Source organism: Puniceibacterium sp. IMCC21224, assembly GCF_001038505.1.
In the GTDB taxonomy this organism is placed as follows: domain Bacteria; phylum Pseudomonadota; class Alphaproteobacteria; order Rhodobacterales; family Rhodobacteraceae; genus Puniceibacterium.
Map to the genome: position 1 here is coordinate 2,005,032 of NZ_LDPY01000001.1, position 22,971 is coordinate 2,028,002.

Annotated in this window: 23 protein-coding genes, 1 tRNA gene and 1 pseudogene; 15 read left to right on the forward strand and 10 right to left on the reverse strand. The window is 60.4% G+C overall.

All coding sequences use genetic code 11. The features are described 5' to 3' along the window. The first annotated feature begins 38 nt into the window (after positions 1 to 38). From prfA to IMCC21224_RS09220, 3 genes are all read left to right on the forward strand, one after another. Complete coding sequence (gene prfA, locus IMCC21224_RS09210) at positions 39 to 1,088, forward strand: peptide chain release factor 1 (protein ID WP_047995101.1); 1,050 nt, start codon at positions 39 to 41, stop codon at positions 1,086 to 1,088. Continuing rightward, entirely contained in the window at positions 1,085 to 1,939 is an 855-nt protein-coding gene (prmC, locus tag IMCC21224_RS09215) for a peptide chain release factor N(5)-glutamine methyltransferase (RefSeq protein ID WP_047995102.1), read from the forward strand. Before prfA ends, prmC begins: the two co-directional genes overlap by 4 nt. Positions 1,940 to 2,148: 209 nt before the next feature. Continuing rightward, positions 2,149 to 2,985 (forward strand): DUF4167 domain-containing protein, encoded by an 837-nt coding sequence (locus IMCC21224_RS09220; RefSeq protein ID WP_047995103.1) that lies wholly within the window; start codon positions 2,149 to 2,151, stop codon positions 2,983 to 2,985. A 28-nt stretch (positions 2,986 to 3,013) separates the two neighbouring features. Here the strand turns inward: IMCC21224_RS09220 and rsmA are convergent, their stop codons facing one another. Beyond that, positions 3,014 to 3,859: a 16S rRNA (adenine(1518)-N(6)/adenine(1519)-N(6))-dimethyltransferase RsmA gene (gene rsmA / locus IMCC21224_RS09225; RefSeq protein WP_047995104.1), complete on the reverse strand. Its 846-nt coding sequence runs from the start codon at positions 3,857 to 3,859 to the stop codon at positions 3,014 to 3,016. A gap of 298 nt (positions 3,860 to 4,157) precedes the next feature. Between rsmA and IMCC21224_RS09235 the strand changes: the two genes are divergently transcribed. Next, positions 4,158 to 5,260, forward strand: a protein-coding gene (locus IMCC21224_RS09235; RefSeq protein WP_156178069.1) for an IS3 family transposase whose coding sequence is annotated in 2 segments (ribosomal slippage) — positions 4,158 to 4,419 and positions 4,419 to 5,260 — 1,104 coding nt in all. Because the reading frame shifts where the segments join, the coding sequence is not laid out codon by codon here. Positions 5,261 to 5,547: 287 nt separating this feature from the next. On the opposite strand, the gene IMCC21224_RS09240 is transcribed toward IMCC21224_RS09235, so the two are convergent. Together IMCC21224_RS09240 and IMCC21224_RS09245 are read right to left on the reverse strand one after the other, a co-directional pair. Next, positions 5,548 to 6,006: a disulfide bond formation protein B gene (locus IMCC21224_RS09240; RefSeq protein WP_047995105.1), complete on the reverse strand. Its 459-nt coding sequence runs from the start codon at positions 6,004 to 6,006 to the stop codon at positions 5,548 to 5,550. Next, on the reverse strand, positions 6,003 to 6,581 hold the full coding sequence (locus IMCC21224_RS09245) for a YqaA family protein (RefSeq protein WP_047995106.1): 579 nt from the start codon (positions 6,579 to 6,581) through the stop codon (positions 6,003 to 6,005). Before IMCC21224_RS09245 ends, IMCC21224_RS09240 begins: the two co-directional genes overlap by 4 nt. A 203-nt stretch (positions 6,582 to 6,784) precedes the next feature. Between IMCC21224_RS09245 and IMCC21224_RS09250 the strand changes: the two genes are divergently transcribed. The 4 genes from IMCC21224_RS09250 to IMCC21224_RS09265 all read left to right on the forward strand — a co-directional run bounded on the left by IMCC21224_RS09250 (position 6,785) and on the right by IMCC21224_RS09265 (position 10,062). Continuing rightward, positions 6,785 to 7,828: a TRAP transporter substrate-binding protein gene (locus IMCC21224_RS09250; RefSeq protein ID WP_047995107.1), complete on the forward strand. Its 1,044-nt coding sequence runs from the start codon at positions 6,785 to 6,787 to the stop codon at positions 7,826 to 7,828. Between the two features lie 163 nt (positions 7,829 to 7,991). Then, the gene (locus tag IMCC21224_RS09255) at positions 7,992 to 8,576 is read left to right on the forward strand and encodes a TRAP transporter small permease (RefSeq protein WP_047995108.1); all 585 of its coding nucleotides are present in this window, start codon (positions 7,992 to 7,994) and stop codon (positions 8,574 to 8,576) included. Then, positions 8,573 to 9,925 (forward strand): TRAP transporter large permease, encoded by a 1,353-nt coding sequence (locus IMCC21224_RS09260; RefSeq protein WP_047995109.1) that lies wholly within the window; start codon positions 8,573 to 8,575, stop codon positions 9,923 to 9,925. The genes IMCC21224_RS09255 and IMCC21224_RS09260 overlap by 4 nt, the downstream gene beginning before the upstream one ends. A 53-nt stretch (positions 9,926 to 9,978) precedes the next feature. Then, positions 9,979 to 10,062, forward strand: a tRNA-Leu gene (locus tag IMCC21224_RS09265). 285 nt (positions 10,063 to 10,347) lie between these two features. Here IMCC21224_RS09265 and IMCC21224_RS09270 read toward each other — a convergent pair. From IMCC21224_RS09270 to IMCC21224_RS27730, 3 genes are all read right to left on the reverse strand, one after another. Next, on the reverse strand, positions 10,348 to 11,067 hold the full coding sequence (locus IMCC21224_RS09270) for a hypothetical protein (protein ID WP_047995110.1): 720 nt from the start codon (positions 11,065 to 11,067) through the stop codon (positions 10,348 to 10,350). A gap of 139 nt (positions 11,068 to 11,206) precedes the next feature. Then, the gene (locus IMCC21224_RS09275; protein ID WP_047995111.1) at positions 11,207 to 11,416 is read right to left on the reverse strand and encodes a hypothetical protein; all 210 of its coding nucleotides are present in this window, start codon (positions 11,414 to 11,416) and stop codon (positions 11,207 to 11,209) included. Continuing rightward, positions 11,416 to 11,586: a hypothetical protein gene (locus tag IMCC21224_RS27730; RefSeq protein WP_156178199.1), complete on the reverse strand. Its 171-nt coding sequence runs from the start codon at positions 11,584 to 11,586 to the stop codon at positions 11,416 to 11,418. The genes IMCC21224_RS09275 and IMCC21224_RS27730 overlap by 1 nt, the downstream gene beginning before the upstream one ends. A gap of 203 nt (positions 11,587 to 11,789) precedes the next feature. On the opposite strand from IMCC21224_RS27730, the gene IMCC21224_RS09285 reads away from it, so the two are divergent. From IMCC21224_RS09285 to IMCC21224_RS27735, 5 genes and pseudogenes are all read left to right on the forward strand, one after another. Further along, positions 11,790 to 13,229 carry a phage tail tape measure protein gene (locus IMCC21224_RS09285; protein ID WP_156178201.1) on the forward strand — a complete coding sequence of 480 codons (1,440 nt, stop codon included), beginning with the start codon at positions 11,790 to 11,792 and terminating at the stop codon, positions 13,227 to 13,229. Further along, positions 13,219 to 13,404: a hypothetical protein gene (locus IMCC21224_RS09290; RefSeq protein ID WP_047995114.1), complete on the forward strand. Its 186-nt coding sequence runs from the start codon at positions 13,219 to 13,221 to the stop codon at positions 13,402 to 13,404. Before IMCC21224_RS09285 ends, IMCC21224_RS09290 begins: the two co-directional genes overlap by 11 nt. A gap of 208 nt (positions 13,405 to 13,612) precedes the next feature. Beyond that, positions 13,613 to 16,210: a hypothetical protein gene (locus IMCC21224_RS09295; protein WP_156178203.1), complete on the forward strand. Its 2,598-nt coding sequence runs from the start codon at positions 13,613 to 13,615 to the stop codon at positions 16,208 to 16,210. Positions 16,211 to 16,226: 16 nt separating this feature from the next. After that, positions 16,227 to 17,144 (forward strand): hypothetical protein, encoded by a 918-nt coding sequence (locus IMCC21224_RS26470; RefSeq protein WP_053078941.1) that lies wholly within the window; start codon positions 16,227 to 16,229, stop codon positions 17,142 to 17,144. Between the two features lie 98 nt (positions 17,145 to 17,242). Beyond that, positions 17,243 to 17,352: pseudogene (locus IMCC21224_RS27735) on the forward strand (IS5/IS1182 family transposase); the annotation flags it as partial. A gap of 204 nt (positions 17,353 to 17,556) precedes the next feature. Here the strand turns inward: IMCC21224_RS27735 and tyrS are convergent. Then, the gene (gene tyrS / locus IMCC21224_RS09310) at positions 17,557 to 18,810 is read right to left on the reverse strand and encodes a tyrosine--tRNA ligase (RefSeq protein WP_047995117.1); all 1,254 of its coding nucleotides are present in this window, start codon (positions 18,808 to 18,810) and stop codon (positions 17,557 to 17,559) included. A gap of 173 nt (positions 18,811 to 18,983) precedes the next feature. Between tyrS and IMCC21224_RS09315 the strand changes: the two genes are divergently transcribed. Then, positions 18,984 to 20,075, forward strand: a complete 1,092-nt coding sequence (locus tag IMCC21224_RS09315) for an anhydro-N-acetylmuramic acid kinase (RefSeq protein ID WP_047995118.1) — start codon at positions 18,984 to 18,986, stop codon at positions 20,073 to 20,075. A 3-nt stretch (positions 20,076 to 20,078) separates the two neighbouring features. Here the strand turns inward: IMCC21224_RS09315 and moaA are convergent, their stop codons facing one another. Further along, positions 20,079 to 21,086 (reverse strand): GTP 3',8-cyclase MoaA, encoded by a 1,008-nt coding sequence (gene moaA / locus IMCC21224_RS09320; RefSeq protein WP_047995119.1) that lies wholly within the window; start codon positions 21,084 to 21,086, stop codon positions 20,079 to 20,081. Positions 21,087 to 21,169: 83 nt separating this feature from the next. Between moaA and IMCC21224_RS09325 the strand changes: the two genes are divergently transcribed. After that, positions 21,170 to 21,661, forward strand: coding sequence for a hypothetical protein (locus IMCC21224_RS09325; protein WP_047995120.1), 492 nt, complete (start codon positions 21,170 to 21,172; stop codon positions 21,659 to 21,661). Between the two features lie 62 nt (positions 21,662 to 21,723). Here the strand turns inward: IMCC21224_RS09325 and IMCC21224_RS09330 are convergent, their stop codons facing one another. Then, a complete protein-coding gene (locus IMCC21224_RS09330; protein WP_047995121.1) occupies positions 21,724 to 22,410 on the reverse strand; it encodes a DNA alkylation repair protein in 687 nt (228 codons plus the stop codon). After that, the gene (locus IMCC21224_RS09335) at positions 22,407 to 22,958 is read right to left on the reverse strand and encodes a pyridoxamine 5'-phosphate oxidase family protein (RefSeq protein ID WP_047995122.1); all 552 of its coding nucleotides are present in this window, start codon (positions 22,956 to 22,958) and stop codon (positions 22,407 to 22,409) included. The genes IMCC21224_RS09330 and IMCC21224_RS09335 overlap by 4 nt, the downstream gene beginning before the upstream one ends. Positions 22,959 to 22,971 lie beyond the last annotated feature (13 nt).

The window sequence follows — 22,971 nt, forward strand, 5'->3', positions numbered from 1 at the left end:
CCTTGACGGCGCTGGCGGGATAAGGGACAGACAGCCGCATGGTTCCTGCAGAGCGTCTTGCCCAGATCACCCAGCGTTTCGAATATCTTGAGGCCAGGATGGCCCAGGGGGGTGGCGACGTTGCGACCTTTGGTCGGGAATACGCCGAACTGAAACCCGTGGTGGATCAGATTGCTGCGTGGCGCCGCCTGGTCGATGGCATCGCCGAGGCCGAGGCGCTGTGCTCAGATCCCGAGATGCGCGCATTGGCCGAAGATGAATTGCAAGAGCTGCGCCGTGCATTGCCAGAGTCCGAGCGCGTTTTGCTGGTGGCCCTGTTGCCGCGCGATGCCGCCGACACCCGACCGGCGATGCTGGAAATCCGGCCCGGTACGGGCGGGGATGAGGCCGCATTGTTCGCCGCTGACCTGCTTCGGATGTACCAGCGCTATGCCGAGGCGCAGGGATGGCGCGTCGATATCATCGAAGAGCAGACAACCGAACTGGGCGGAATCAAGGAAGTGATCGCCCATGTCACCGGCACCGATGTCTTTGCCCGTCTCAAGTTCGAAAGCGGCGTTCACCGTGTCCAGCGTGTCCCGTCGACCGAAAGCGGCGGACGTATCCACACCTCTGCCGCAACAGTGGCCGTTCTGCCCGAGGCCGAAGAGGTCGACATAAAGATCGACGCTAACGACCTGCGCATCGACACCATGCGTAGTTCTGGGGCTGGCGGGCAGCACGTCAACACCACTGATTCGGCGGTACGGATCACGCATATCCCGTCGGGCATTGTCGTCACCTCGTCGGAAAAGTCGCAGCACCGCAACCGCGAGATTGCCATGCAGGTGCTACGGACCCGCCTGTTCGATATGGAACGGCAAAAGGCTGACAGCGCCCGATCCGCTGATCGCAAGGCGCAGGTGGGCAGCGGCGACCGGTCGGAACGAATCCGCACCTACAACTTTCCCCAAGGCAGGATGACCGATCACCGCATCAATCTGACGCTTTATAAGCTGGATCAGGTGATGCAGGGCGATCTGGACGAAGTGATTGACGCGCTGACCGCCGATGCACAGGCCAGCGCATTGGCCGAGATGGGCGGATGAGCGCAGTCGCCACTGGTTCGCAACTTCTGGCGCGCGCGACCCGAACCCTGAACGCCGCCGACGTGCCCGATGCCGGGCGTGATGCGCGCCGGTTGCTGGCGCATGTGTTGCGGGTGCCTGCCGGACGGCTGACGCTGTTTTTGCCCGAACCTGTCGAGGCAGATCTTGCCGCGAACTTTGACGCGTTGATCGAACGTCGCGCCCTGCGTGTGCCTGTATCGCATCTGACCGGGCGCCGCCTGTTTTACGGACGCGAATTTCTGGTGACGCCCGAGGTGCTGGACCCGCGCCCCGAAACCGAAACGTTGATCGAGGCGGCGCTGGCCGAACCGTTCGAACGGGTTCTGGATCTGGGTACTGGATCGGGTTGTATCGTGCTGACGCTGGTCTCTGAAATGGCTGGCAGCATCGGTGTTGGCACTGACCTCAGCGATGCGGCGCTGAACGTCGCGTTCTGGAACCGCAACGCTCTGAAGCTGGAATCGCGGGTGTCGCTGGTACAGGGCAGTTGGTTCGATCCGATCACGGGGCAGGCGCCGTTCGACCTGATCGTGTCGAACCCGCCCTATATCGCCATGGACGAAATGCCTGGGCTGTCGCCCGAAGTGCGCGAGTTTGAACCGCACCTGGCCCTGACTGACGGGGGCGATGGGTTGCTGTGTCACGCCGCGATCTGTCGTGCCGCGCCTGCGCATTTGGCCCCCGGCGGGCGGCTGATGATCGAAATTGGCCCGACCCAGGCGCGGGACGTCTGCGACATGATGACCCGGGCGGGTCTGACGGATTTGCGGGTTATTGCTGATTTGGATGGCCGCGACCGTGTGGTTTTGGGCATAAACCCGCGAAAATAGGACCAATAGGGTCTAATCATCATGAGTTCCGCGTTTTTTGCTTGTGCGGGGCGCAAGGCATGGTTAGCTAGTCCGCAGTTGAGACGGTGGATGCCCTAGGGCGGTCCCGCTTGACGACAAGCCACCCTTAGACGTGATCCGGCAGATTTGGTGCAAAAAGCACCCAAAGCGGTCACAGGAACAGTCACAAACAAGGCTGAATTTACCTTATGAGATCTTCTAAAACACGTTCGCGGTCCAAGTCTAACCGCAACCGCTCGACCGTTGGGAATGTTGTCAACCGGGTGTTCGACAGCTCTGGCCCCGAAAGCAAGGTGCGCGGGACGCCACAGCAGATCATCGACAAATACAACCAGCTTGCCCGTGATGCGCAGCTGAGCAATGATCGCGTTGCGGCCGAGAACTTTCAGCAGCACGCTGAGCATTACATGCGCATGCTGAGCGAGGCGACCCGCGAACAAGAGCAGCGTCGCGAGCAGCAGGAACGCGAAAATCGCGAGCGCCAGACCCAGCGTAATGACAGCAGTGGTGGCAACCATAATAACCAAAACAACAATAACAACCAATCCGGCGGGCAGAATAATTCTGGCGGTCAGGACGCGGGCAATGGCGGCCCGGATCAGGGTAGCAATGACCGCGGACAGCAGAATCGTGATCAGCGCGACAACAATCGTCAGAACTCTCGTCGCGAACAGCCGCAGTTTGAGCGCAGCGATGACGTCGTTGATCTGTCAGACGACAGCACAAACGATAGCGGTTTAGTCGAGACACCGGAAAATTCGGTCGCGCCGACACCTGTGAAAGAGCACGCTGCTCCGGTTTCCAAGACGAACGATCAAGGTGGCGTGACGCCGGCTCCGGCTCCTGCGGCAGTCGAAGCACCGGTGGCAGAGGCTCCTGTGGCCGGTGACCAAACCGCGCCCGAAGCCGAGGCGAAACCCAAGCCCAAGCCGCGCCGCAAACCGCGCAAGAAACCCGAACCCAAGCCGGACAGTGAAAGCGCCGCGACCGTAGCACCTGGTGAAACCCCCAGCGCCGCCGAGTAACCTCGGCATTCCCGCTTGGAATCAGCTCTCAGCGCGCGGCGGCAACGGCACGCGCGAGGGCGCAGAACCCTTCCAGAGGCACTTGTTCGGCGCGCTCTGTCGGTGCGATTCCGGATTCGCGCAACAGATCCTCGATATCCGGATGCAGGCCGCGCAGCGCGGCGCGCAGCATTTTGCGGCGCTGATTAAAGGCCATCGCCACAACCTGCTCAAGTACCTTAGGCTCCGCAGGAAATCGCGGCGCGGGGAGGGCAGTCAGATGCACCACGGCGGAACTCACTTTGGGGGCTGGCGTGAACGCTTCGGGTGGCAGCGACAGTACGATCTGCGCCCGTGTGCGCCACTGCGCCAGCAACGCCAGTCGCCCGTAGGCTTTTGATCCCGGTATGGCGACGATTCGTTCAGCCACTTCTCGCTGGAACATCAGCGTGAGGGATGACCAGAATGGCGGCCACTCGGGCGGAGTCAGCCAGCGCACCAACAGTTCGGTGCCCACATTGTAGGGCAGATTGGCGGCAATCGCGATCGGCGGCGTCAGATGTGCCAGTGCGTCGACCTTTAGCGCATCGCCCTCGATCACCTGCAGCCGACCGGGGTAGGCTGCGGAGATCTGGGCCAGAGCTGGCAGGCAGCGGGCGTCCTTTTCGATGGCCAGTACACGGCGCGCACCCTCGGCCAGTAGGCCGCGGGTCAGCCCGCCGGGGCCGGGCCCGATTTCCAGGACATCCATGCCTGTCAGATCCCCGGCCTGGCGCGCAATCTTGGCGGTCAGGTTCAGGTCCAGCAGAAAGTTCTGCCCCAGCGACTTGCGCGCCACCAGCCCGTGTTCGGCGATGACCCGGCTGAGGGGGGGAAGGTCGTCAATGCCGCTCATGTCTTCTTCTCTTCAAAAATATGCAGTATCGGGTCGCAAGCGCACCAACAGGCACAATCCTCTAGCGTCCTCTGCCGCGGATTTCAATCGCGCCGGAACAAAAGGCGAATTCGCTCGCTGCAGTACCTGATAGCCGACGGTACGCTCAGGCGAAACTGGCAGAAACCTCCGCGAACAGGGAAAAGGTGGGCTGTGCTCACGACGCTCTGTCTGCTTCTGCTCTGCCCCCTAAAAACTGGACCATTTTGAATTAGAGTTTCCGACTGCTACTTTCCTGGCTGGAAAAGGAGTGGACGCGATGAAAGCATCCAAATTCACGGACGCCCAAAAGGCGTTTATTGTTAAGCAAGGTAATGAGGGCACGACGGTTGCGGAGATTTGCCGCAAGTCCGGGATAAGTCCGGCGACGTATTTCAACTGGAAGAAAAAGTATGAGGGGCTGATGCCGTCAGAGATGCGCCGGTTGCGTGATCTGGAAGACGAGAACAACCGTTTGAAACGGATTGTCGCTGATCTGACGTTGGATCGTGAGATGTTGCAGGACGTTATCAAGCGAAAGCTCTAAGGCCGGATCGAAAGCGTGAGCTTGTCGATGGGATGCGGTCTGATTGGCGTGTGTCGATCCGAAAGGCATGTGGTGCTTTGCGGTTTGATTGCTCGACCTATCATTACAAATCCCGCCGCACCGATCCGGCCGCGTTGAAAAAGCGCATTAAGGAGATTTGTGAGACACGCGTTCGATATGGATATCGGCGCGTCCATTTTGTGTTGCAGCGTGAGGGTTGGCCAGTGAACGCTAAAAAAACATATCGTATTTACAAGGAGATGGGTCTTCAACTGCGCAACAAGACACCGAAACGTCGCGTGAAAGCGAAGCTGCGGGATGCTCGCACAGAAGCTGTGAAGAATAACGACGTCTGGGCAATGGATTTTGTGCATGATCAACTCGCCACAGGCCGCAAATTGCGCGTTTTGACCGTCGTCGATACGTTCTCGCGCTATGTGCCAATTCTAGACGTAAGGTTCAATTATCGCGGTGAGGATGTGGTTAAATCTCTTGATCTGGCTTGTGCCAAGATTGGGTATCCTAAGACCATTCGAGTCGATAATGGGCCGGAATTTATCTCTCGGGATCTGGATCTGTGGGCTTATCATCGGGGCGTGGTTTTGGATTTTAGCAGGCCAGGAAAACCGACAGACAACGCCTTCATCGAGGCCTTCAACGGTAAGTTTCGCCAGGAATGTTTGAACGCGCATTGGTTCTTGAGCCTTGCGGATGCGGCAGAAAAGGTGGAGACTTGGCGTAGATACTACAACGAAGAACGGCCCCACAGCGCGATCGGAAACAAGTCACCGATCATGCTCGTAAAATCAGAAGGTGAAACCAGCCCACCGATCTGACGAAAGCCGGAAATCTCTAGACCCAGGTGGTCCAAGGTTGGGGGCAAGTGCATCAGACCCGCAAACTCTCGTTATAAATTAGGGAACCTCGGGGGGCAGGTCAAAAGCGTTATGAGCACTCTGCTCTAACCAGTTGAGCTACAGGCCCTCCACGCAGCTAATTATTATCCGCGTCGAACGCGTCAAGCGGAATGGGCCGGTGGCGCGCCCCCCGCATAGCGAACCGGGCCGACCGTTGTTTGGTGCCGAGGGGCAAAGTAGCAGAAACGTGCTGCCATCAGGCGGGGTTAGCTCTTGCGCAATGCGCCGACCCAGATTGCGACCAGCAGAAGTGATGCCACAGCGTTCCAGCTGGCCATCGACAGGGTGAACAGCTCCCACGGTACCTCGTCACAGCGCACCAGCGGGGCGTTCATGATCTGGTTCATCAGATTGTCCGCCGAGAGGCCAGACACCGGGCCTGATGTGCAGGTGGTCGGACCTTCCCACCAGCCGCGCTCGACTCCGGTGTGATAGATCCCGATCCCGGCAGTGGCGGCGGCAGCCAGACCACCCAGTGCAGGAAAGACGCGACCAGGACCGGCCAGCGCGGCAAGGCCCGCAATCACCGCTGCGACATGTGGATACCGCTGCCAATAGCACAGCTTGCAGGGCGGCATTTCGCCGAGGAACTGAAAGCCAAGAGCGCCCATTAGGAGGGCAGCTGAACCGGCCATCGCCAGCAAGATCAGGGTTTTGCGAGTCATAGGTAGCGCACCAGAAAAAATCCTCCGACAAGGATGAGCACGAAGAGGGTAAAAACAAGACCCAAACGACGTTCGATGAAATCGCGGACCGGGTCGCCAAAGGCGCGCAGCAATGCCGCCACGACAAAGAACCGCAGCCCGCGCGCCAGGATAGATGTGGCGACAAATGTCGCCAGCGGCATTGCGGTCCAGCCGGACATGATGGTGATCACCTTGAACGGAAACGGCGTCACCCCAGCAGTCAATACCGCCCAAAATCCCAGATCATTGAACCGGGTCCCGAATTCCGCCATGGCGTCACCCTTGCCCATGGCTGTCAGGATCGGGGCGCCGATCTGTTCGTAGAAAAAATACCCGATGGCATATCCCAAAAGCCCGCCCAGAACCGACGCGACCATCGCCACTGTCGCGATCAGCCAGGCCCGGCTGGGGCGGGCCAGGATCATCGGGATCATCAGCACATCGGGCGGGATCGGAAAGACCGAGCTCTCGATGAAGGCGACAAACGCCAGAACCCACAGTGCCTGAGGGTGATCGGACATCGCCAAAGTTCGATTATAGAGACGACGCAGCATCGGGCTCTCCCTCGGATCGGGGCCAGAGACCACGGTGCGGAACCAAGGTCAAGCTGAACGCGGCCACGCTTGCGTGACAGCACTTGGGCGCGGTGAAACGGCCCGGTGCGGGCTGTGTTCGCACAGAACGCAGGCTTGCAAGTGGCGCGCAGCATTGTACCAATGACAGCGGCGGCGTAAGACCGCGCAAGGGAGGAACCTGTATGAAACATCATCTTCTTACCGCAGCGGTTGCGGCTGTTACTCTGGGGCTGTCGGTCTCTGCCGGGATCGCGCAAGAGGTCACGCTGCGCTGCCAGCATTTTCTGCCCGCCGTGGGGTCTGTACCAAAATTCTTTATGGAACCATGGGCCGAGAAAATCGAAGCCGAAAGCAATGGCCGCATCAAGGTTGAACTTTACCCGTCAATGCAGCTGGGCGGCAAACCACCGGCGCTGTATGACCAGATTCGCGATGGCGTGATCGACTGCGGCTGGGTGCTGCCAGCCTATACGCCGGGTCGTTTCCCGGAATCCGAGGCGTTCGAGCTGCCATTCATGACACCGGTCAACTCAACGGATGCCTCAAAGGCGCTGTGGGAGTTTACCGAGAAATACATGAGCGAACGCTTTGGCGACATTCATCTGATCGCAGTGCACACCCATGGTCCGGGGGTGATCCACAAAAAGGGTGAGCCGGTCACCAAACTTGAGGATTTTGCCGGCCTCAGCCTGCGCGGTCCATCACGTCAGGCCAACAAGCTGCTGGAAACCCTGGGTGCCATTCCGATCGGAATGCCGGTCCCGGCCTTTCCCGAGGCGCTGTCCAAAGGCGTTGTCGATGGCGGCGTCATCCCGTGGGAGGTGGTGCCCGGCCTCAAGGTGCACGAGTTGGCCGAGGCACATACCGAGATCCCCGGCGACAGGTCGCTGTACAACACATTCTTTCTTTGGGGGATGAACAAGGCGAAATACGAAAGTCTGCCGGACGACCTCAAGGCGGTGATCGATGCCAACTCGGGGCTTGAGACATCGGGACTGGCGGGTGCCGCGATGGACAAGGGTGACGATCTGGCCAAGACCATGATCGGCGAGCGCGGCAACAAGATCGTGTCGCTTGACCCTGCTTTGGTCGATAAATTGCGTGAAATCGGCGCAGCGCAGACCGAAGAATGGATTGCCGAAGTTACGGCTCTTGGGCTTGACGGTGCGGCGATGGTGGCCGATGCGCAGGCTCTGGTTGCAAAATACGACACTGGCGGGTTGTAACGTCCGCTCGATCCGGCGCAGGGGTATTTCGCCTGCGCCGGGGTGCATCGCCACACCCTGTAAAGTCGGTATGGAAATCCTGCGCTAGGGGCCGTAAACCCGCGGTCAAACCAGACGCCCGACGATGGGTCATTCCGGTTGATGCAAGGGGCAGGGACAGACAATGGCATTGGCTGAAACGACGCGCCTGCGCGTAGGCGACGGGATTGAGTGCGCCGCACAGGCGCTGGCCATTTTGGGCGGGTTGATCCTGTGTGCGATGGCGGTGATGACGATGGTGTCGATCGCCGGACGCATCCTTGGGCCGTTCGGTCTGGGCCCGGTGCGTGGGGATTACGAACTGGTGGCCAATGGCTGCGCGCTCGCCGTTTTTGCGTTTTTGCCCTATTGCCAGCTCAAGCGCGGTCACGTGACCGTCGATATTCTGACAGGACAGTTTTCGCCGCGTTTACAGGCTGTTTTCGGCCTGATCGGGGATGCGCTGATCGCGGTGGCGGCCGTTCTGATCACGCGGCAGCTGTGGTTCGGTTTTGGTGAAAAGTTCCCATACGGATCCGACGTGCTGCGCGCCGCACTTGGCATGGGATCCAGGCCGTTCTTTCCCGAGACCACCTATGAATTGGCGATCCCCGTTTGGATTCCCTACGGCCTCGCGGTGATGGGGGCAGGGGTCTTTGCTCTGGTGAGTTTGTTTTGCGTCTGGCGTGCGGCGGCTTGGGTTCTTGACGGACAGGAGTCTGCGACATGACCGGGTTGTCACTTGCGCTTGCCGCGTTTGGCCTGATGCTGGGCGGGATCTTTTTGCGGGTGCCGGTGGCGCTGGCGATGGGACTGACCGGGTTCTTTGGCACATGGTATGTGCTGGGCAGTCCGGTGGCGCCGATGGCACAGATGAAATCACTGTCCTACGAGACGTTTTCCAATCAGGGCCTGTCGATCATACCGCTGTTCCTGCTGATGGGGCAGTTCGCGACCCGCACCGGCATGTCGGCGGCGTTGTTTCGCGCGGCGTCGGATTTCCTTGGGCATCGCAAAGGTGGCATCGCTATGGCCAGCGTCGGTGCCTGCGCCGGATTTGGTGCGATCTGCGGCTCATCCCTGGCCACAGCCAGCACGATGGCACAGGTGGCCCTGCCCGAAATGCGCAAACGCGGCTATTCCGACAGCCTGAGCACCGGGGTTCTTGCGGCTGGCGGCACATTGGGCATTCTGATCCCGCCCTCGATCATTTTGGTGATCTACGCGATCATGGCCGAGCAGAATATCGTCAAGATGTTCATGGCGGCGCTGATTCCGGGCCTTTTGGCCGCCGCCGGATATATGCTGACGGTGATGATCTATGTCCGGGTGCGGCCGGATGCCGCTGACACCGCCGAAAGGGTGCCCTTTGCCGCGCGGATGCGCACGCTGGCGGCGACCTGGCCGGTTATCGTGATCTTTGGCCTCACCATCGGTGGCATCGTTGGTGACTGGAACTGGGTCAAGCCGGGACCGCAGGCGCTGTTTACCCCCAATGAGGCAGCGGCCTTTGGTGCCGTTGCGACTGGCGTCTATGGTCTGGTGATGGGGCGCCTCAGTCTGAGCGGTTTTGTTCAGGCGATCCTTGAAACCGCCAAGGCGACGGCGATGATATTTTTCATCCTGCTTGGGGCCGAAGTGCTCAAGGGATTTCTCGCGCTGACGCGTGCACCGGATATGCTGGCGGACTGGATTCTGACTCAGGGCTTTGCGCCGCTGACGGTTCTTGGGATTATGTTGCTGGCCTATCTGATCTTTGGCTGCGTGATGGACAGCCTGTCGATGATCCTGCTGACAATCCCGATTTTTCTGCCGGTGATCAACGTGCTCGATTTCGGCATGACGGCCGAGGACACCGCAATCTGGTTCGGAATCATTGCGTTGATTGTGGTCGAAGTCGGGCTGATCACCCCGCCTGTTGGGATGAACCTGTTTATTATCAATGGTGTCGCGCCGGATATCCCGATCAGCCGCACCTATGCCGGTGTTGCGCCGTTTGTGCTGTCCGACATCGTGCGGGTTGGCATTCTTGTGGCTTGTCCGGGGATCACACTTTGGTTGGTGCAGGTGATGTTCTAACCTGCACTTTGGCTCTGGACGCAGCGCTTGAGTTTGGCTAAAGACACACGCGGGCCCAAGTGGCGGAACGGTAGACGCAGGGGATTCAAAATCCCCCGCCGCAAGGCGTGTGGGTTCGATTCCCACCTTGGGTACCAATGGCTTAGCAGAGCAACGCCTACTCACACAGGGCGTTGCTCCCACGGAATACTCCCACTTTCACGTTTGGGTTCGTTCTGTTCTGATGCCATCCAGTCCATTCGTTCTCTCCTTTTTTGCGCCGATTCGGACAGTTTCCGACGGCTTGCCTTGGCGCGGTAAAGCGCCACCATCTCCGCAGACTGACCTGTCACAGCCTGAATTTCCGCATCACTTGCGCCAGCCTCGGCCAGTCGTATGATGGCCAGTTTGCGCAGGCCGTGCAGGGAATACGGGCGCGCCTTTTAGCCAAGCCCCGCGCGCCATGCTCGGAACGCCTTTTCGATGGCGTCGTATCCAAGCGGCTCGGTCAGGTTCTTTGCCAGCAGATGCGCGCCTGAGTTTGGGGTGGCTTCGATGTAAACGCGCAGCGAGACCGGGCAGTACGTCTCGAAGTAGACACCGGCCTTTTCGTCCAGGACACGCATCCACTCGCCTTGAAACTGGTCGCGGCGCATGGTGATTGCAGCGTTGGGGCGCTGGCCGGTCCCGAGGATTAGTTCGGCGGCGGTGCGGACGGATAGCGGTGCCTCCGCGATCTTCTTGACCATCCATTCCGGCCACGGCAGAAATTCACGCTGTTTACTGAAATGCTCAATCCCGGAAGCGGGGTTGTCACCGACGGGCCAATCCAATTTGTTCTTGCCGAAATTCCAGAGAAGCGAAATTGTCTGTAGATGGCGGTCTGCCTTGCGCGGCGTGTCGGCCAGCTTTTCATACGCGGCACGGATGGCCTGCCGGGTTGTCTTGCGCACGTCCTTTGCGCCGTTCTTTTCCATGATGGAATCCATCGGCAGGCGATAGCTGCGTTTTGTGCCGTCAGACAGGCGCTTCTGCACGCGGGGGTCGCTACGCCATGCGATGGTCAGTTCACGCCATGTGTACCGCGCCGGGGCCTTCTGGGCATCATGCCGCCCCGCCTGACAGGTCCAATACAGTGCATCCAGCCGTTCCGGGTCGCCCATCCAGTCAAGCCGGACGACACGCTCTGTGCGCTAGCCCGCGACGGTTTTTGTGACCCTGTGGTACGGTTCCCACGCGCCTTTTGCCTTGCTCCATTTCCCGTGAGGCGCGGCTTGACGATGCGCGGTTTCGGCGGGCGTTTCAAATCTCAAAGTCCTCATTTGGCAGGGCGGCGGTGCCGTCCAGAATGGCGCGCAGATCGTCTATACGCCACCGCTCAAATTCACCGATCCTGCACGCCTGAGGCAGCGCGCCCATGCTCACCAGACGCCGGAACGCAGTCACGGGCAGATCCAGCATGGCAGCGGCGGTGCGCTCACCAGCGGCAAGGGATGGACGCGCGGCGGACATCAGTCGGCGTCCTCAAGCAGCCACGCGATCACCGCAAGCAATGCAGCGCCCTGGGTCATGTAGAACCAGCGGACCATCGGTTTTGGCCGGTCAATTCCAAGCGTGTGGGCTGCGAGTGCGAATGCGATGTTGAGGGCGAACCCTGCGCTAACAAGCTTGATGATATCCATCACTTGCCCCTCCGCTGCTTGCGCGCGGTCTTGACCTTGGCGCGCTTTTTCGTCGGCCCCTTCGGGTGCGCAGCCTGCGTTATTTTCCATTGGGGGATTTAGCGGAATTGCGGGACGTTCGCTCCCATCGCCGCGACCATCGCGCCAATTTGCCGTATGCTGTGCATCACTCGTCCCCTGCAATTGCGCGCCGCGTCTGCGTCTTGCGACCGGCCAACAGCGCCTGCACCATAGGCCCGGAAAAAAAGGATCGGTTTGTCGGTCATCACACCTCCCCCTGCGGTTCTGCTGTCGCATCGAACGGCAAGCGACTGGCCCGCTGTGATATCGAGGGCGGAGCGGGCCGGATAATCCCGGACGCAGCCGTTCCCGTGATTGCCCGCGCGCTAAAGGCTGACGGCAGGCTATTCGTCGGAGAGCGCACGTGGCGGGTCGAATCCGAGGGGTTTGGCGAGCTGGCCTCTAGCCTGGGCGCGGTGCTGCCTTTTGCCCAAAAGGTGGGGGTGTCGTTTGATGAGGTTGCGGCCACGACCGCTGCCCTAACCAAGGGCGGGATCAGTACATCGGTCGCGGTGATTGGACGCCGCGCGGCACTGATCGCGGTGCTCAGCCCGACAGAACAGGCGCTGACGCTTGCCAAAGACCTGAAACTTGCCAACGGTGACGGCCTTGATTTTAGTGTCGCATCACTTGAGGCCAAGGGTTTTGCGCAATTCATGCGGGGAATTACAGAGGCGACCGGCGGCAGCGTCGAGCAACTATCCGCGCTGTTTAGCTCGTCTGAGGCTGGCGCGGTGGCCATGTCCTTGGCCGGGGAGGCGGGGAAGTTCCTCGCTGACAATATGGAGGCGATGGGCAAGAAGGCTGGCCAGGCGCAAAAAGCGTTTGATCTGATCGACGTGACTTGGGCCGAGCGCTACGACCAAGCGATAGTCGGGATCTCCAACACCCTGACCCGGCTCGCGGCTGGCGCTCTGCTGACTGTAATAAGCGCGGCTGAATTGGCGGGGTCGGCACTAACCGCTCTGATCGACAATGCCGACATTCTGGGCGTATCGCTTGCCGTTCTTTCTGCGAGCCGCCTGCCTGCGCTGACCGGCGGCATCACGTCAACGGTAGCGTGGCTGGGCACAATGTCCGGCGCGATGACGGTGGCCGTCTATCAGGCGCGCGCGCTGGCCTTTGCGATGAATGCGGTCCCATTCGTCGCCGTGGTGTCGGGGCTTAGGTTTGCCTATCGAGCGTACGCAGAGGCGGAGGCGCACCCGGAAGCGTCCAAGTTGGTCGCGGAGAGCAAGGCGCGGCTGAATGAGCAGCTTGAGATTTATGCGACCAGCCGTGCGCCAGCGGCGAAGACGGCGATTGAGGGGGAAAGGCGCGCGCTGATTGAAAACGCCCGCGCGAATCTGATTGCATCCGAGGCCACCTTGAAAATGTTCGAGGCCAACCGGAACGGCATGAACCCGGCCCTTCGAGACAGCGCGGTAATGATTGAGGCGTCAGAGAGGGTTCTGAAGTATCGGAGCGAACTTGACGGGCTTCGCAGGACACTTGCGGCCTTTGAAATGGGGTCTCTGGGTTCGATTAGCGGCTGCATTTTCGTAGCCAAGAACAGCCAGCGGACGTTTACCCGTGGGGCTTGAGTTTCACCCGGCGATTGAGCGGGCGCGGGCAATCTGGCGATCCACGCCTTTCGACTGGAACGGTGCCGACTGCATGGCGTCGGTCTGCGATTATGTCGCGGATCGTTGGGGCGTCGATCCTGCCAGCCCGTGGCGCGGGGCATACAGCGACGAAGCGGGCGCGCGGGCGATCTAACCACCCTACGGCGGGCCGCTTGCGGTGTTCCGGCACGGCATGGCGCTGGCTGGTCTTGTCGAGTGCGAGCCGTGGCCCGGCGCGCCGGTCATCGTGGATTTCTTCGGGCATGAAATCGCCGGGATCTGTCTTGGCAACCGCACGATGTTGCGGATTGAGGGGCGCGGCATGATCGACTGGCCAGCGCCGGTTTTGGGGGGGCATGGAAATGCGCATAACCCAACTGATCCTCTGGACCACAACGGCGATCATCACGCCTGCGCTGGCATTCGTCGATCCCGTGTCAGCATTTGTCGCGGGCCTCTCTGGCGCGGTGGCCGGGGCGGTCGGTGGCCTGACGGCTATCGGTTTTACGCTCGGCAACTTCTTGGGGCAGACGTTGCTTGAAGGGCTGCTGCTGAACCTCGGTCTTGCCTACCTTCTAAGGCCGGAACAGCAAGGCCCGCCGAAAATCGAACGGGCGCAGGTCAATACCCGGATCGCAGACGCGCCGCGCTACCAGCTTGGCGGATCAGTCAAGGTTGGCGGTGCTGCGGGGTCTTTTGCGGAATACGCTGCGGACGGGGCATTTTGGTATTCAGTGATCCATGGCGATGCCGAAATGGCTAGCGAGCCGCAATACTATCTTGACGGCATTGAGGTTGAGCTTGCCGATTATGGCCTGACCCTCACGACGGACGTTGTGACGGCAAGCACCGAGGATCTTGACCTGTCGTCGGCAACCGCCGTGATTGGTGGCTATACCGTTGAGGCCGATGATCGGGTGTTGGTGAAAGACCAGACAGACCCGGTGGAAAACGGCATCTATACCGTTTCGTTTGTTGATGACGGGATGGGCGGTGATGACGTGGTTCTGTCCCGCGCGGCTGACATGGCGGCAGCTCTTGTCGTTGGCCGTGGGTTCGCGGTGGACGTTGACGGGGACGGATCGCCATTCATCGAAAGCAGCGCGCGTTACCACGTCACAACCGATGGCGTGACAGTCGGCACCGATGCAATGGCATGGGAAGCGTCCGAATATGAGTCGCTGGAAATCGGCGATGTTATCACCAACAAATTCTGTTTTACCGAAGACAAAAAGGAATACACCGGCAGCGGCGAAAAGCGTTGCGCGTACCGGGTTTACACTGTCTCGCCTTCATCTGCGCAGGTCTATGGCGATCTGCCGACCGCGTTCACTGACGCCTTTCCCGATCTGCCAGCGGACTTTCTGTTGGCCGGGGTCTGCTATTCCATCGTCCGGGCGCGCGCGGGAAGTACCGAGGCCAAGCCGCTGATCTATCGCTGGCGCGGTCTTATCGGGATCGGCGAACCAGCGGTGCAGGTCTACGCTAATTTCACCCGCATGTACGACCCACGCAACGGCGCGCACGACATAGACGACCCGGACACATGGACGGCGGGCGACGGGAATCCGGTGATCCTCTGGGCATGGTGGCGCACCAACGTCTGGGGCCGCAACCAGCCTATGACGGCGATCAACTGGACCGAAGTCGCGGCGCGGTCGGACATCTGCGACACGACCGTACTGGACCGCAATGGCGATCCGGTGCCGCTCTATCGCTGCGGCATCGCAGTACCGGACAATCAGACCCGACAAGAGGCTGAACAGGAAATCCTCAAGACCATGGACGCCTTTGTTGCCTATGACGACGAAGGCAGGGCCTATGCGATCCCCGGATATTACGAGACACCAACGCTGGAATTCAGCGCGGCTCGGGATATTTTTACGGCCAAAACGCAGACCGTGAACGATGGCGAGCAGCCGATGGACGGCGTTGTCGTCAATTACCTGTCACCGGGCCACGGCTACACCAAGCAGCCTTGCAGCCCGTGGAATAACCCGGATTTCTACGATGCGGCCCGTGAGCCGAACTATCAGTTTGTCGATGCGCTCGGCTGCCAGAACCACAATCAGGCCGTGCGTCTGGCCAAGGCAATCGGCGGGCGTGTCCAAGCCGAAAACCGCGCGGCGCTCGGCACCACGATCAAGGGGATACTGGCCAAGCGCGAGCGGGCGATTGATCTGGCTTATGACGCGGTGTTCACCGGGCCGCATGAGATTGTGGGGCCGGTAGAAGAGGACGGCGACGGCATGGCCTGCGCGTTCGCCGTGGTGCCGCTGGCGTCCGACCGGTGGGCCCTGAATGAAGGCGAGGAAGGGGCGCCACCTGCGCCGACCCCGTCGCTTGATATTGACGACAGCCTCGGCGCGGCCGCGAGCGTGGTGCTTTCGTCCGAGCCGATCACGACCGACAGTGGCTTGGCCGTCCGCATCCGGGCCACGTTCGCAGCGCCCGCGCGTGAATCCTATGTGTATCGGTTCCGATATGCGCCAGAGGGAACGTACAACTATGAGTATTTCCTCACCGACATGGACGGGCTTTACGCCTATTCCGCGCTGCTGAACGATGGCGCGACCTACGATGTGCAATGGCAGACCGTGGATGGCGACCGGGCCACAGCCTACAGCGATATCACGCAAATCACCGCCACGGCCAATGACACCGCCCCGGCTGCGCTGGCGTCTGCGTCTGCGACAGCTGGCGGCGCTGGTGAAATCGACACCTCATGGACCACGGCCAACGACGCCAACCAATACGCGGTCAGGATCTACCTGAGCGCAACCGCCGATATCGGCATGGCAACCCTTGCCGCGACCATCATCACCCCGGCCAACACGTTCCGCGCCTACACTGAAACCGGCTTGGCGGCTGGCACCTTCTACGTTTGGGCGGTTCCGGTGAATGGATCGCTAGTCGAAGGCACGCCAAACGGGCCGTTTGGGCCAATCACAGTAACTTAGTGTCATCGAGGTACGCATGACCCTGAGCAAGCCAATCCAGACCGTCGTCCAGGGCAACCCGGTTGCGGCGAACCATCAGCCGGTCCCGAGCGAAATGACCGTCCTGTTGACGGAAATGCACGCGGAAACTCTGGCGCTGTCAGCACGTGACGGGACCGCGCCGAATCCGAAATCAGCGGTTGTCGCAGCCACCACAGCCAACGTCGCGCTGACGGGGGCCTATACTGTCGACGGCGTGACCGTGACAAATGGTCAGCGGTATCTGGCAAAGGATCAGACAGATCCGGCGGAAAATGGCATTTACACCTACAATAGTGCCGGGGCGCATACTCGGGCAACGGATCTCGACGCGGATGCTGAGGTGGACTTCGCCAGCACGCTGGCCGTTGGCGGGTCTGCGCATGGCGGGCAGGTCTGGCAAACCACGGCAAGCGGCATCACTCTGGGGACCGATCCAATGGTGTGGGTCTTGGTGCAGAGCGGCGTCACCCCGGACGACCTTGGCCTAGCGACGGTCGCGACATCTGGCGACTATGACGACCTGACCAACAATCCGACGCTCGGGACGGCGGCGGCAACCGATGCCGACGCTTATGCCACGTCAGAGCAAGGGACGCTTGCCGACAGCGCGAAGAGTTCCTGTGGGACGGCCACGCATCGGCGGATGCTCTTTCTTCACTGCAAAAGGATACCGGCGGAATGGAAATGTTGCCGCGTGGCGCTGCGCTTGGTGGGTGCTGATGGTCAGATACTCCGCAATCTGGTCTGGAACCGGGAATATGAGACCTTCCTTTGGGAGGATCACGCATCGACTGCCGAGGTGTCCACGCTGTCCAAGGATAGTCCTGTCGGTTCACATGACGTCCGCCGCTTCTGTATGACTTCAATGGCACGCGCGACGTTTCAGGCCATGGGCGCTGGTGTAAACGTCTGAATGAGAAGGATTCGTGTTGTGAAACCAAGTAGTTACCCTGATCGCATGATCAAGCCGCGTCCCGCCCGCTACCGCGCCACCAATTGGTTCAGCTACCGCGCATCGCAGCGAAAGATCCTGATCGCCAGACCGCCGAAATCACTTCCGCATCGCACTCATGACCCGCTTCAATGCCCTCGGCATCGCCGATATCGCCCCAGTGGGCTAAGGGCAACTCATGCCGCAGGCGCTCGTGCTGCAGCAAGGTTCCATCGATGGTAGAACGCGCGCCGACAACCTCATTGCCGCGAGGCTCCGCCAGGTTTTTAGCCAAAACATGCTGGCCGGTTCTGAAGGTCACGTCTGCTGCTCTGGGTGTCGCGCGCAGCGCAGTCGCTCATTTTTCGACCACCGAGTCTGGCCATGGCAGATGCTACAGGGCCAGTTTGACCAGCGCATGCCGCTTCTTACCGGCGCTGAGTTTGACTGGGGCGCTTAGCGCGTCGGTATCCAGCATCATCGCCGGATCATCGAGCAAAGTATCGTCGATCCGGGCGCCGTTTTCGGCAATCAGGCGCTTGGCGTCCTTGCCGGATTTGGCAAGGCCGGCACGCACCAGAACCTGGATGATCGAAATGCCATCCAGAACCTCGTCCGGCGACAGCTCTAGCGTGGGCAGATCGTCACCGACGCCGCCCTTTTCAAACACCTCACGCGCCGTCTCTTGGGCTGTGGCTGCGGCATCAGCACCGTGACAAAGCGTCGTCACCGCGTTGGCCAGAATGATCTTGGCGGCATTGATTTCTGCGCCCTCAAGCGCGCCCAGACGGTCACACTCCTCAACCGGGATTTCGGTGTAGAGCTTGAGGAACCGGCCAACGTCGGCATCATTGGTGTTGCGCCAGAACTGCCAGAACTCGTAGGGGCTCAGCATGTCGGCATTCAGCCACATCGCGCCACCTTGGCTCTTGCCCATTTTGCGCCCGTCCGAAGTGGTCAGAAGTGGCGAGGTCAGGCCAAAGATCTGCTGGTCCAGCACCCGACGGGTCAGGTCGATGCCGTTGACGATATTGCCCCACTGATCCGAGCCACCCATCTGCAACACGCAGCCGTAGCGGCGATTCAATTCAAGAAAATCATAGGCTTGTAAGATCATGTAGTTAAATTCGAGAAAGCTGAGCGACTGTTCCCGGTCGAGCCGGGATTTCACGGATTCAAAGCTCAGCATTCGGTTGACGCTGAAATGCCGACCGATGTCGCGCAGGAAATCAAGGTAGTTTAGCCCGTCGAGCCATTCGGCGTTGTTCAGCATCAGGGCATCTGTCGGCCCATCGCCATAGGTCAGGTACTTGGCAAAAACCTGCTGCATACCGGTGATGTTGGCATCGATCTGGTCCGGCGTCAGCAGCGGACGCTCATCTGCACGGAACGATGGATCGCCCACCTTTGTTGTGCCACCGCCCATCAGGGTGATCGGCTGATGTCCGGTCTTTTGCAGCCAACGCAGCATCATGATGTTGAGCAGATGGCCCACATGCAGCGAACTGGCGGTGGCGTCATAGCCGATATAGGTGGTGACCACGCCTTGGCTCAGCGCATCATCAAGGCCCTGATAATCGGTGCAGTCAGCCAGAAAGCCGCGTTCCATCATGACATGCATGAAGTCCGATTTGGGATGGTAGGTCATGGTCTGTCCCCTATAAGATCGCGGCCATCTATAGAGCGCGTTCCGAAAAGTGGGAACCGGTTTTCGGATCAAAACGCGCGAAGTCGAACGAAAGCGCGTTCCGAAAAGTGGGAACCGGTTCTCGGATCAAAACATGCGACCAGCAACGTGTCGCAACCGCAGAGGAACAGAGCATGTTGGGCAAAGATCCGGTCTGGGCGCTTGGGGCGATGTCGGGCACCTCTCTTGACGGGGTGGACGCGGCGATGCTGCGCACTGACGGCGAGTCGATCTTTGAATTTGGACCGCACGCCTACCGTCTATATACGCCCGACGAACAAGCGGTTCTGCGCGCCGCGCTGGGGCGCTGGCCGGGGCCAGGGCTAGAGAACGCATTGCGGGTGGTGCAGAGCGCCCATACCGAGGTTCTGCGCGGGTTCGACGCGGCTGAACTGGTCGGGTTTCACGGTCAGACTCTGGCCCACGATCCGCACGGGCGCGGCACGCATCAACTGGGCGATGGCACTGCGCTGGCACATGCGTTGGGGCTGCCGGTGGTGTGGGATTTCCGATCGTCTGATGTGCAGTTGGGCGGAGAGGGGGCGCCGCTGGCGCCGTTCTACCATTTCGCCTGTGCGCGCTGGATCGGAGCGACGCGGCCGCTTGCCTTTCTGAACCTCGGCGGGGTCGGCAATCTGACGTGGATTGATCCGTCATATGCCAGACCCGAGGTGGATGGCGCTCTGCTGGCCTTTGACACTGGCCCTGCTAATGCACCGATCAACGATCTGATGACGCTGCGACGGGGGCTGGACTGCGACCGCGACGGGGCGCTGGCTGCGACCGGGCAGGTCGTGGATGGCGCGCTTGAGCTGTTCCTCGACGAAGGATATTTCCTCAAGATGCCGCCAAAATCGCTCGACCGGGATGATTTCGGGCTGATGCTGGATTTGGTACGCGAACTGGATGATGCCGATGCTGCCGCGACCATGACAGCGATGGCCGCCGCTGCGGTGATGCGCGGGATCGAGCATTGCCCGGAACCGCCCGAACGATTGCTGGTGTGCGGTGGTGGGCGGCACAATCCAGTGATGATGGCGATGCTGGCGGCTGGTCTCGATATGCCCGTCGAACCGGTCGAGGCGGTGGGCCTGAACGGCGACATGCTCGAGGCGCAGGCCTTTGCCTATCTCGCAGTGCGGGTTGCGCGGGGGTTGCCGACGTCATGCCCGTCGACCACAGGTGTTCGTGCGGCGGTCGGGGGCGGAGAGATCAGCCGCCCCTGAGCTTTAGCCGCCAGTATGGCTCATGTGGCGTGACACGCGGCCATCGACGTTTTGGCGGGAATAATCGAAATCATGCCCTTTGGGTTTATGCGAGATCGCGTCGCGAATGGCCTGCTCTAGCGGCGCGTCATTGACCGGGTGATTTCGCAGGGCGGACCGCAGATCGGCGTTATCCTCTTGTCCGAGGCACATGAACAGCTCACCAGTGCAAGTCAGGCGTACCCGATTGCAGCTTTCGCAGAAGTTATGCGTGAGCGGGGTGATAAAGCCGATCTTTTGCCCGGTCTCTTCGATCCGCACGTAGCGCGCCGGGCCACCCGAGCTTTCGGGTAGGTCGGTCAGCCTGTAATGCTGGCCCAGAGTGTTGCGCAGTTCGGAAAGTTTCCAGTACTGGCCCAGGCGATCCTCGTTGCCGATGTCGCCCATGGGCATGACTTCGATCCAGGTCAAATCCATATCGCGGGACGCGCACCATTCGGCCAGCGTCAGCAGCTCATCCTCGTTGAAGCCTTTCAGCGCCACGGTGTTGATTTTGACCCGCAGCCCGGCCTTTTGCGCCGCGTCGATGCCACGTAGAACCTGCGGCAAACGCCCCCAGCGGGTGATATCTGCGAACTTCTTTTCATCCAGCGTATCGAGCGAGATGTTCACCCGCCGCACACCGGCATCAAAAAGATCCGCAGCAAAGCGTTCGAGCTGTGATCCGTTGGTGGTCAACGTCAGCTCTTTCAGCGCGCCACTGTCGAGATGCCGGGTCATTGCGCGAAAGAACGTCATGATATCGCGCCGAACCAGCGGTTCACCGCCGGTGATGCGCAGCTTTTCGACACCAAGTCCGACGAAGGTTGAACACATGCGGTCCAGCTCTTCGAGGGTCAGCAGCTCTTTCTTGGGCAGAAAGGTCATGTTTTCCGACATGCAGTAGACGCAGCGAAAATCGCAGCGGTCGGTGACCGACACACGCAAGTACGAGATTGGACGCAGGAAGGGGTCTATCAATGGGGCTGTCATGACCGTACCCTAGTATTGCGCGCACGAATGGGCAAGTATGCCTACGATGTTGTGAGGCAGGACAAAAGTCTGAGGGTCGGGTGATGAGAATTTGTATTCCAATGGGTCTGGCGTTGGTTCTAAGCGGTTGCAGCAGTGGTTTTTTTTCCAAAGATGCGCCCGAGGTCGTAGCGTCACAACCTGCGCCTGAAAATCTGGCGGCTGCACCCGTTGCGCCTGCCCGTACCCCGCCGCCGCAGGCCCGCACTGCGGCGCAGTTTGATGTGACGACGCAAGAAGAGCGCAAAACCGCCGCTGCGGCCTCCGCCAATCCGGGTGGCGAATCTGCGCTGGGGGATACCGTGGCCTCGCTCGGGGATCCGTCGCGTGCGGGATTCTGGCTGGAAACGCCGTTGATTTCGACGCCGACCAAGGGACGTGTGCTGTACCCGGGGTCGGGAAAGTCGGCGCAAGTCGATCTGATTCCGATCGAGGGCCCCGCGACAGCCGGCAGCCGGTTGTCTCTTTCGGCAATGCGGCTGATTGAGGCGCCATTGACGGATCTGCCGGTGATCAAAGTGTTTACTGCAGGGTGACCGGCCGTTGTGGTTTTGTGTGGCGTCTGCTGGATTTGCGTATTTTTGAAGAGAAGAAGCGCTTAGGGCTGTTCCAGATAGCGGGCGGCTTCGCGCCGGGCAAAGGGCTTCATGTCGGCACCATGTGAGGCGAGGAAGCTACGGGTGCGCTCTGGATCATGTTTGGACAGATCGCGCAGCCACCAGGCGATGGCCTTTTGGATGAACCAGGTGCTATCCTCGATGTAGGTCGCCGCCCAGCCTAAAATGCGGTCGCGGGCGGCAAGCTCTTGTTGTGATGGGAAATTCTGCTTGGTCCAGGGCAAGGTTATGACCAGTGCCGCGCGTCGCGTCCACATATGCGGGCTTTGTGTCCAGGATTCGATCACGTCCAGCCGCACGGGGTCGGCGGTGAGGCGGCGTTGCCCCGCCATGCAGGCGTGATCCGCAATAGCCCAGCTGTCGAAATCCGGCACCCACGATTGGAACAGATCCCAGACCGGGCGATCATCCGGGCGGATCCGAGCCTGCGTCAGCAGCTTGGCCGCAGTCAGCCGCGCCTCGAATATATCGCTGTCCCAGAGGGCTTGGGCCAGGCTGACTCTCTGGTCAAGATCAAGCGTTTGCCGCCAATCCTGCGACATAGCGTTGATCGCGGGGTTGGGCACACCCAGATAGGCGCGAGGTGTCTTGTGATAGGCGGCCATCTGTTCGGCCCGTCCTGGTTCAGCCTGTGCCCGCAATGCGGCCAGCGCGTCGTCCAGCGTCATGTGAGATTGCTCTCGATTCCGGTCGGAAACCCATCAATGGTCGAATGATTGCGCTCGGCCCAGTAGATGCGCACCCCATCCGGTCCTTTGTCGTCGGCCCATTTTTTCAACGTCTCACGTGGGGCATCCAGTGACATAAGTGGCACGGCGTAGCCGCATGAGGATTGCACCATTTCCACCGTCACATCATAGATTTGCCGCGCGCCCAGCGGATCCCGGAACAGAGTTACAAGGTCGGCGAAGTCACTATGATCGCGGTGCAGCACACGGGCGGTGCCATAGCAGCGCAGGATGATTGGACGTTTGGCAAAGCTGCACCACATCAGGGTCATGCGTGGATCGCGCACCACATGGGCGGCGGTCTCATTGCCGGAGCCAGTAAAGTTCAGCCACACGATCCGGTTCGGGCCCAGAACCCGGAGCGAATCCATCCCCTTGGGCGAGACGTTGATGCGTCCCTCGGGGGCTGCCGATCCGGTAAAGAACATCGGTTGCGCGGCGATAAAGCTGCGGTGATCGTCCGAGATGCTGTCGAATTGCTTTCCCATACCTTGACTCCTT